Below are 796 nucleotides of genomic sequence, written 5' to 3'. Positions count from 1 at the left end.
CGCCGTAGCTTACGGCGGCACCTCACAAAATGCGATCAACGCCGCAACATACACCATCGTTCCTTCTGGTCTGACCAGCGCAAACTACACCATTACCTATGCCAACGGTAGTTTGACTGTGAATAAAGCCGGCTTAACCGTAACAGCCGATAACAAGTCCAAAGAGTATGGCGCAGCCAACCCAAGCCTGACATACACCATCACTGGTTACGTCAATAATGAAACTGCTGCTGTATTAACTGGCGCACCAACGATCGCCACTACCGCTACGACAACTACCGGAGCAGGGACTGTTGCTATTACTGCCGCTGCCAATAACTTGGCAGCGACTAACTACAGCTTTACTTATGCCAATGGCACCTTAACGATTAATCCGAAGGCCTTGACCATTACCGCTGCTGATCAAAGCACGACTTATGGCACTGCCTTGGTATTGGGTACTAACAATACTGGCGCTACTCGCTATACCGCTACTGGCCTAGTCAATAGCGATACAGTAACTGCCGTAGCGCTGGCTCAAAACAGCAATACCACCGTACCAGCTACTCAAGGTGCAGGGACTTATAGCGGCTCTACCAACGGTATCTTGGTGAGCGGCGCTACCGGTACTGGCTTAGCGAACTACACCATCACTTATGTGCCTAGCACCTTAACGATTAACCAAAAAGCCCTAACCGTGACCGCTGCCAACGCTACTAAGACCTATGATGGTCAGGCATACACCGGCGGCAATGGCGTGACTTACAGCGGCTTTGTCAATAGCGAAACTGCTAGCGCCTTAGGCGGCGCCGTAGCT

At 51.4% G+C, this 796-nt stretch carries 1 protein-coding gene; it reads left to right on the top strand.

What is annotated here, in order from left to right; translation table 11 throughout:
* Positions 1 to 796 (top strand): MBG domain-containing protein (locus tag ICN40_RS11640; protein ID WP_304609068.1); only part of this gene is annotated, 796 nt, incomplete at both ends.

Source organism: Polynucleobacter sp. Fuers-14 (genome assembly GCF_018882045.1).
Classification (GTDB): Bacteria; Pseudomonadota; Gammaproteobacteria; order Burkholderiales; family Burkholderiaceae; genus Polynucleobacter.
This window is presented reverse-complemented; position numbering and strand designations above follow the sequence as displayed.